This window comes from Paraburkholderia nodosa DSM 21604 (assembly GCF_000519185.1).
GTDB classification, from domain to species: domain Bacteria; phylum Pseudomonadota; class Gammaproteobacteria; order Burkholderiales; family Burkholderiaceae; genus Paraburkholderia; species Paraburkholderia nodosa.
This window is the reverse complement of record NZ_KI912596.1, coordinates 4,123-10,359: the sequence shown is the minus strand read 5'-3', so window position 1 is coordinate 10,359 and position 6,237 is coordinate 4,123. Positions and strand designations below refer to the sequence as shown.

Annotated in this window: 4 protein-coding genes and 3 pseudogenes; 6 read left to right on the top strand and 1 reads right to left on the bottom strand. The window is 60.8% G+C overall.

Features of this window, described 5'->3' with window-relative positions; translation table 11 throughout:
* Positions 1–128: pseudogene (locus A3CW_RS53030) on the top strand (IS5/IS1182 family transposase); the annotation flags it as partial.
* A gap of 377 nt (positions 129–505) precedes the next feature.
* On the opposite strand, the pseudogene A3CW_RS50010 reads toward A3CW_RS53030, so the two are convergent.
* Positions 506–1,244 (bottom strand): annotated as a pseudogene (locus tag A3CW_RS50010) (IS6 family transposase).
* Positions 1,245–1,412: 168 nt separating this feature from the next.
* Between A3CW_RS50010 and A3CW_RS0144625 the strand changes: the two are divergent.
* From A3CW_RS0144625 to ltrA, 5 genes and pseudogenes are all read left to right on the top strand, one after another.
* Positions 1,413–1,607: pseudogene (locus tag A3CW_RS0144625) on the top strand (DDE-type integrase/transposase/recombinase); the annotation flags it as partial.
* A gap of 470 nt (positions 1,608–2,077) precedes the next feature.
* Positions 2,078–2,917 (top strand): sulfite exporter TauE/SafE family protein, encoded by an 840-nt coding sequence (locus tag A3CW_RS0144620; RefSeq protein WP_161782988.1) that lies wholly within the window; start codon positions 2,078–2,080, stop codon positions 2,915–2,917.
* 90 nt (positions 2,918–3,007) lie between these two features.
* Complete coding sequence (locus A3CW_RS0144615) at positions 3,008–3,397, top strand: transposase (RefSeq protein ID WP_051482132.1); 390 nt, start codon at positions 3,008–3,010, stop codon at positions 3,395–3,397.
* A complete protein-coding gene (locus A3CW_RS0144610) occupies positions 3,394–4,293 on the top strand; it encodes an IS3 family transposase (RefSeq protein ID WP_028209219.1) in 900 nt (299 codons plus the stop codon). The genes A3CW_RS0144615 and A3CW_RS0144610 overlap by 4 nt, the downstream gene beginning before the upstream one ends.
* Before the next feature lie 407 nt (positions 4,294–4,700).
* Positions 4,701–6,209 carry a group II intron reverse transcriptase/maturase gene (gene ltrA, locus A3CW_RS0144605; RefSeq protein WP_028209218.1) on the top strand — a complete coding sequence of 503 codons (1,509 nt, stop codon included), beginning with the start codon at positions 4,701–4,703 and terminating at the stop codon, positions 6,207–6,209.
* Positions 6,210–6,237: the final 28 nt, after the last annotated feature.

Sequence of the window (6,237 nt, the reverse complement as noted above, 5' to 3'; positions counted from 1 at the left end):
GGCTGTGGGGCTTCACGAAGGTTCGTTATCGCGGGCTGTCGAAAAACGCCAATCGCGCCTTTGTTGCGCTCGCGCTGGCCAATCTTTACATGTGGCGAGGTCGCTCGACAGCACAGGTGCGCCCGTAGAGGGCCAAAGACGGGCGACAAGCCCGTGCAGGGCCCCTCAAGGGGCCCAACATGAGCAGGAATGCTCGCTTTTACGGCTGTTATTCGCGATCTCAAAAGTTTACACATGTCTTGGTCGCAACCCGTTGTGTTTACACGGCTTGATCAGCGTAGCCTTAAAGCTTATTCGTAAATTGGTGTGCACTTCGTCTGGGCCGCAAGCGCGTGCGGCATTATAGCGAAGGCTTGACCACGAAGAGAGTCGAATCGTGAGAGATGACGATGCGTTCTGGCAGCGGGCGGAGCCGCTGATTCAGCAACGTGCGCGCTCACCAGAGAAAAGGGCGTTGTCACGTTAAGGTATTCGAGACGCAAGTGCGCACAGGACGTACATTTGCTCAGAAATCGGACGGATCTTGGGTGAGCCCAGTGAAGCGATGCCACCCGGCAAAGCGTGCGGCGAGCTGATTGCGATAGAGTGATGCACGCAGTAAATGTCGCTTGAGCGCGAAGTGCTGGCGAATTGGTCCGAAGCTCGATAAGAACGCTTGTGTGCGATCAGGATCGCGGAAACCACGCATCCGGCGTTCGCGCTCACGCGTGGGTTGATGGCTATTTTCGGCACGGTTGTTCACCCGAGCACTGGCTTTGACGAATACGTGTTTGATGTTTGCCAGTTCGGGAATTTCGGCCTTCGCGGCCGGATAGCTGCGCAACTGATCGGTGACAATCCTTCGCGGCGCGTCGGGACAGGCGGCCAGCACGCGTTTGAAGAAGCGCTTTGCTGCGGCCTTATCGCGACGTTTGTGCAGCAGGATGTCGAGTTCGGCGCCGTGCTTGCTGGTCGACTGCCCGCCAGAGCAGATAAGGCTCACCGCGCAACGTAACGAAGACTTCGTCAAGATGCCATGTGCTGCCAGGTTTGCGGCGAGCAGCTTTGACGCGATGTGCGAAGCCCGCGCCGAATTTGTCGCACCAGCGGCGGATCGTCTCGTAACTGACGATGACACCGCGCTCGAACAGCAGTTCTTCAATATCACGCAGGCTGAGTTGGAACCGGAAGTACCACCGAACCGCGTGACTAATGACCGTCGCCGGGAACCGGTGGCCGTGATAAAGCGATTTTGTCTTCTTCATCGCGACATCTTACGTGACCACCTCGCCAACGTGACAGAGCCTTCCGTACGTATCGGGCGGGAGCCCCCACCCGTCCGTGCGCGCCGCGACGCTGGCGCAGCTTGAAATACATAGCTTGCTTCGTGGCCAACAGCTCATTGATATTCGCGCTGGCCGACGCGCTACAGGCTGAATAACATCGTCGAGCAGGACCACCGCGCGATCAAGCGCCGGACCCGCCCGATGCTCGGGTTCGAGAAATTTAGTTGCGCCCGCATTCTCCTAGGTGGCATCGAAGTCATGCACATGAACGTCAAGGGGCAATTGAACGATGGCGGCGTCGGTCAAACTCCCGCACAGCAGTTCTATTCGCTGGCTGGATAAGGAATCCATACCATATCGGTCTTGGCCGACCTCTCGCTCTTACTGCGGCGACAGAACCAGTCTCTTCAGCTCTCGCTACTACTGCGACGCGTTTTGCGGGAGCGCGAATGAATTGCTCGCCTTTCCAGCGAGGACGCTGCTTGCATGTCTGGAGAGTGATTCGCTGTTCGCGGTCGACTGGATCCGGCAACTGTCGCGGCAACGCATGCGCAGCCGTGCCCGCGAGGAGCGTCTGACGCTACGTTCGCCCCGCGAGCGTCCTGCATTGCCTGCGCCTCGAGCGAGACGACGAGGGGCGGTTCAAGCCGCCTGGCACACTCATGCAATGGGCGGCCACGCGCATGAAACGTTGTATCGTACTCTGGTGAACCTGGAGAGGGAAGGGCTGATTGTGCGCGATGGAATTTAGATTGTGCTCGCGGAGATGTGACACAAATTAACGAACGTGCAAGCCGCTCGCGATGTTGTTGATGCTGATCAACGTTGACCGATCAATGCTCGATACGGGTGGTTTCGTCCTGTTCACAGGATGCGATACTGTCGCTTCAGCCTTCTGGTTGACATCCGCGATGACCGGTACACAAACACTGCTGATCTACGGCGCGTTTCTGGCTGTTGCGCTGCTTTACGCGAGCGCAGGTCAGGCTGGGGCTTCTGGATACATTGCCATAATGGCATTGTTGGGATATGAGCCCGACAGCATCAAGCCCACCGCGCTTGTCCTGAATATCCTGGTTTCCCTGGTCGCCAACTGGCGCTTCATTCGCGACAGGCATTTTAACTGGCAGTTGTTCTGGCCATTTGCACTTCCGGCCATTCCCATGGCGCTATTGGGCGGCTATATAACGCTCCAGGAAACATGGTTTGAGTATCTGCTTGGCATCCTGTTGTTAATCGCTGGAACCTTGTCGCTGGCGCGAAAGCCATCAAATGATCACGCTGTGCGACCACCTTCCTGGCCGGTCGCGCTGGTTTGCGGAGCGGTTATCGGGTTTGCCTCGGGGCTGACCGGAGTGGGCGGCGGCGTTCTGCTAACACCACTTCTGCTGCTTTGTCGGTGGTCCTCCACGCGCACTGCCGCATCCGTTTCCGCGCTGTTCATCCTCTGCAATTCCCTAGTAGCGCTGGCAGGTAACTGGAGCGCCACAGATCACCTTCCCGATGGGACCGGTCGGTTGGCGTTGGTGGTGATCGTGGGAGGCTGGTTTGGGGCACATCTGGGCAGCCGTTGGCTATCGCCTCGCCAGATCCATTTTTTACTGGGCATTGTGTTGATGGCTGCAAGTTTGAAGCTACTCCTGCCCGTTTGAATCGGTTGTGTCGCATTAGTGCGTGCGGCGGCTCCGGTTTTTCTGGACACAAAGTTGGGGTAAAACGTGTGATCCAAACTGGAGTGGTTGATGTTGAAGAGACCCGATACGAAGGCGATTGCGCCGGAGGCGCTGGAAGGAGCGCGTAGCGCGACTGCAAGCGCCTCCGGCGCGGCCGAAATCAAACGCTGGTCTACCGGCCGCAAGCGTAGTGTGGTGCTTCGGTTGCTGCGCGGCGAACCCGTCGACGCCATCTCGCGCGAAGTCGGTGTGACGATCGCCGAGCTCGAGCAATGGCGTGAACTGGCGCTGAGCGGCATGGAAGCAGGCCTCAAGGCACGTACTACGGATCCACTGCAGGCGCGGCTGAACGACGCCGTGCGGCGGGTCGGCGAGTTGTCCATGGAAGTCGAAATCCTGCGCAAGGAGCGCGAGCTGCAGGCGCGCCGCCCTTTGAGCGTGCGGAGGTCGTCGACATGAGCCACACGATCTCCGTCAGCGCAGGCAAGCCCTTCGGATTGCAGAGGGTCTGCCAGGTGCTCCAGTTTCCGCGCTCGACGATCTACGCGGTGCGTGCGAGAGCCGCAGCTAACGTGGTGCCGATCGTCGCGGGACGTCGCGGCCCCAAGCCGAAGATGCCAGATGTCGAGCTGCTCAAGGCCATCCGCGACGATTTGGCAGCGTCGCCATTCAGCGGCGAGGGGCACCGCAAGGTCTGGGCGCGGCTGCGCATCCTGCACGACATCCGGGTCTCCCGGACCCGCGTGCTGCGCCTGATGCGCGAGCACAGCCTGCTCTCGCCGTACCGGCGGCCCAATGGTGAACCCAACCTTCACGACGGCCGGATCACGACTGATCGCCCGAACGAGATGTGGGGTACCGACGGCGTGCGCATCGCGACCGCGGACGACGGCATGGTGTGGATCTTCTCGGCGGTTGATCATTGCGACGGCATGTGCACCGGCATCCACGCTGCGAAAATCGGCGACCGCTTCGCGGCGCTCGAGCCGATCTCCCAGGGGCTGCTGGCCGAGTTTGGCTCGGTGGTCGCCGACTCGGGGCGCGGGTTGTCGCTGCGCATGGATCACGGTTCGCAATACACCTCGGATGACTTCCGCGAGCAGATCCGGTTCTGGGGCATCGCACCCAGCTACGCCTTTGTTGCCGAACCGCAGACCAACGGCGTCGCTGAGCGGTTCAACAGGACGATGAAGGAACAGGCGATTCACGGGCGCATCTTTAAAAACCTGGAGGAAGTCCGTGCTGCGGCCATCGCGTTCAGGGACCGATACAATCGCGACTGGCGTCTTGAAAAACTGGGCTTCAAATCACCCCTCGAAGCCCGTCAGGAAAGGCTGATAAAGCTGGCCGCCTGAGCTGCAAAAGCATGTCCGTGCGCCGGTCAAAACCGGTGAGGTGTTGTGAATGAAAGAGTCATACGTTGAAGGCCTAGCCAGCCACGGCGGCCCCGAGTCATGCGTGTGCACCCGTGAGGATGCAGGCGAAGCGTTGACAGGGGTACGCGCGGGCCGGGTATTGAGCCGCGAGATATTTGCCCCGTGCTGCAAGGCACGGGCCGACCGGGGTGTCGAGGCTGTGGACACAAGCCGAAGGCCACACTGGTGCTGCCGCGTTGGCGAGGCAGCGCTGGACCCCGCGCGGTCTAAGACCCCGCGCACGCGCGGAAACATCTCACACGGGAACCGGGAGATCCCACGCTCTACTGCCCCCGCTGGGAAGCGCTGGGAGCAGTGCGCATCGTGAAGCCTGAGGGAATACGACGATGAGCTACGGGCGCGGGAAGTCGGACTGCTGCGTAGTACCGCAGAAGCTGTCGAACAAAGTCGAGGGTGCAACTCCCGCGACGGCGGAGACGGTGGAGGGAAGGCGGCAGGNCAAGGGCAATGCAGTCGCAGCGCACATGTCCCGCAGATCGGGGCGGGAATATGACATGGGAACGGCGCTCGACGGCATACGACAGACGGCCAAAGGCCGACCGGGTGCGAAGTTCACCACCCTGATGCATCACATCTACGCGGTCGACCGCCNGCGGGCAGCCTACTTTGCGCTTGAGCGCAAGGCGGCTGCCGGGGTGGACGGCNAGACGTNGCAGTCGTACGGACTGGACCTGGAAGCGCGGCTTCTGGATCTGGCCGACCGGCTGGCCCGAGGGGCTTACCGGCCCCAGCCTGTCAGACGCGTGTACATCGACAAGGCCGACGGCAGCAAGCGCCCGCTGGGCGTGCCTGCGCTGGAGGACAAGCTCGTTCAGCNTGCAACGGTCGAGGTACTCAACGCGATCTACGAACAGGATTTCGTCGGGTTCAGTTACGGCTTCCGTCCTGGCAAGAGCGCCCACAACGCGCTCGACGCCGTGAGCGTAGGTATCGAACGCAGGAAAGTGAGCTGGATACTTGATGCTGACATCAGCAAGTTCTATGACACGATCGAACACAACTGGCTGATCAGATTCATCGAGCACCGGGTGGCGGACATGCGAGTGGTGCGGCTCATCAAGAAATGGCTGCACGCTGGCGTGCTGGAAGACGGCCGGTTGGCGCAGAGTAAGGTCGGTACAGTTCAGGGCGGCAGCATCTCGCCGTTGTTATCGAATATCTACCTCCACTATGCGTTCGACCTGTGGGTGAAACAGTGGCGTGCGCGGCATGCCGACGGCGACGTGATCGTGGTGCGGTATGCCGATGATTGGGTCGCGGGGTTCCAGCACCTGAGGGATGCCGAGCGCTTCCAGCGCGAGGTCATCGAGAGGCTGGGCCGCTTCGGCTTGAAGCTGCACGAGAGCAAGACGCGGCTGATCGAGTTCGGGCGCTTTGCGCGCGAGAACTGCCGACGTCGCGGAGGAGGCAAACCGCAAACCTTTGACTTCCTGGGCTTTACGCATTGCTGCGGGAAGACCCGCAAGGGGAAGTTTGCGGTACTGCGGTTGACCAGCGCCAAGCGTATGCGAGCCAAGCTGCTGACGGTCAAGGAGGCACTGCGTCGGCGTATGCACCATACCATCACGGAACAGGGACGGTACCTGCGAGCGGTGGTGAACGGGCATGCGCGCTACTTCGGAGTGCCCCGTAACGGCACGCGCATCGGCCAGTTTCGTCAAGCCGTCGGTCGGCTGTGGTTCCGCACGCTGCGCCGCCGAAGTCAGAAGCATCGTATGACTTCGCAGCGAATGAGTCGCATCACAGCGCACTGGTTGCCTCTCGTCCACATCTGCCATCCCTACCCAAACCAGCGTCTGATCGTCACGACCCAAGGCAGGAGCCGTATGCGTTAGGAGCGCACGTACGGATCTGCGGAGGGGG

Excerpts from the sequence above, each read along its gene's own strand:
- A3CW_RS0144610 (WP_028209219.1), top strand. The coding sequence starts at position 3,394 with ATGAGCCACACGATCTCCGTCAGCGCAGGCAAGCCCTTCGGATTGCAG.
- A3CW_RS0144620 (WP_161782988.1), top strand. The coding sequence starts at position 2,078 with ATGCTGATCAACGTTGACCGATCAATGCTCGATACGGGTGGTTTCGTC.
- A3CW_RS0144615 (WP_051482132.1), top strand. The coding sequence starts at position 3,008 with ATGTTGAAGAGACCCGATACGAAGGCGATTGCGCCGGAGGCGCTGGAA.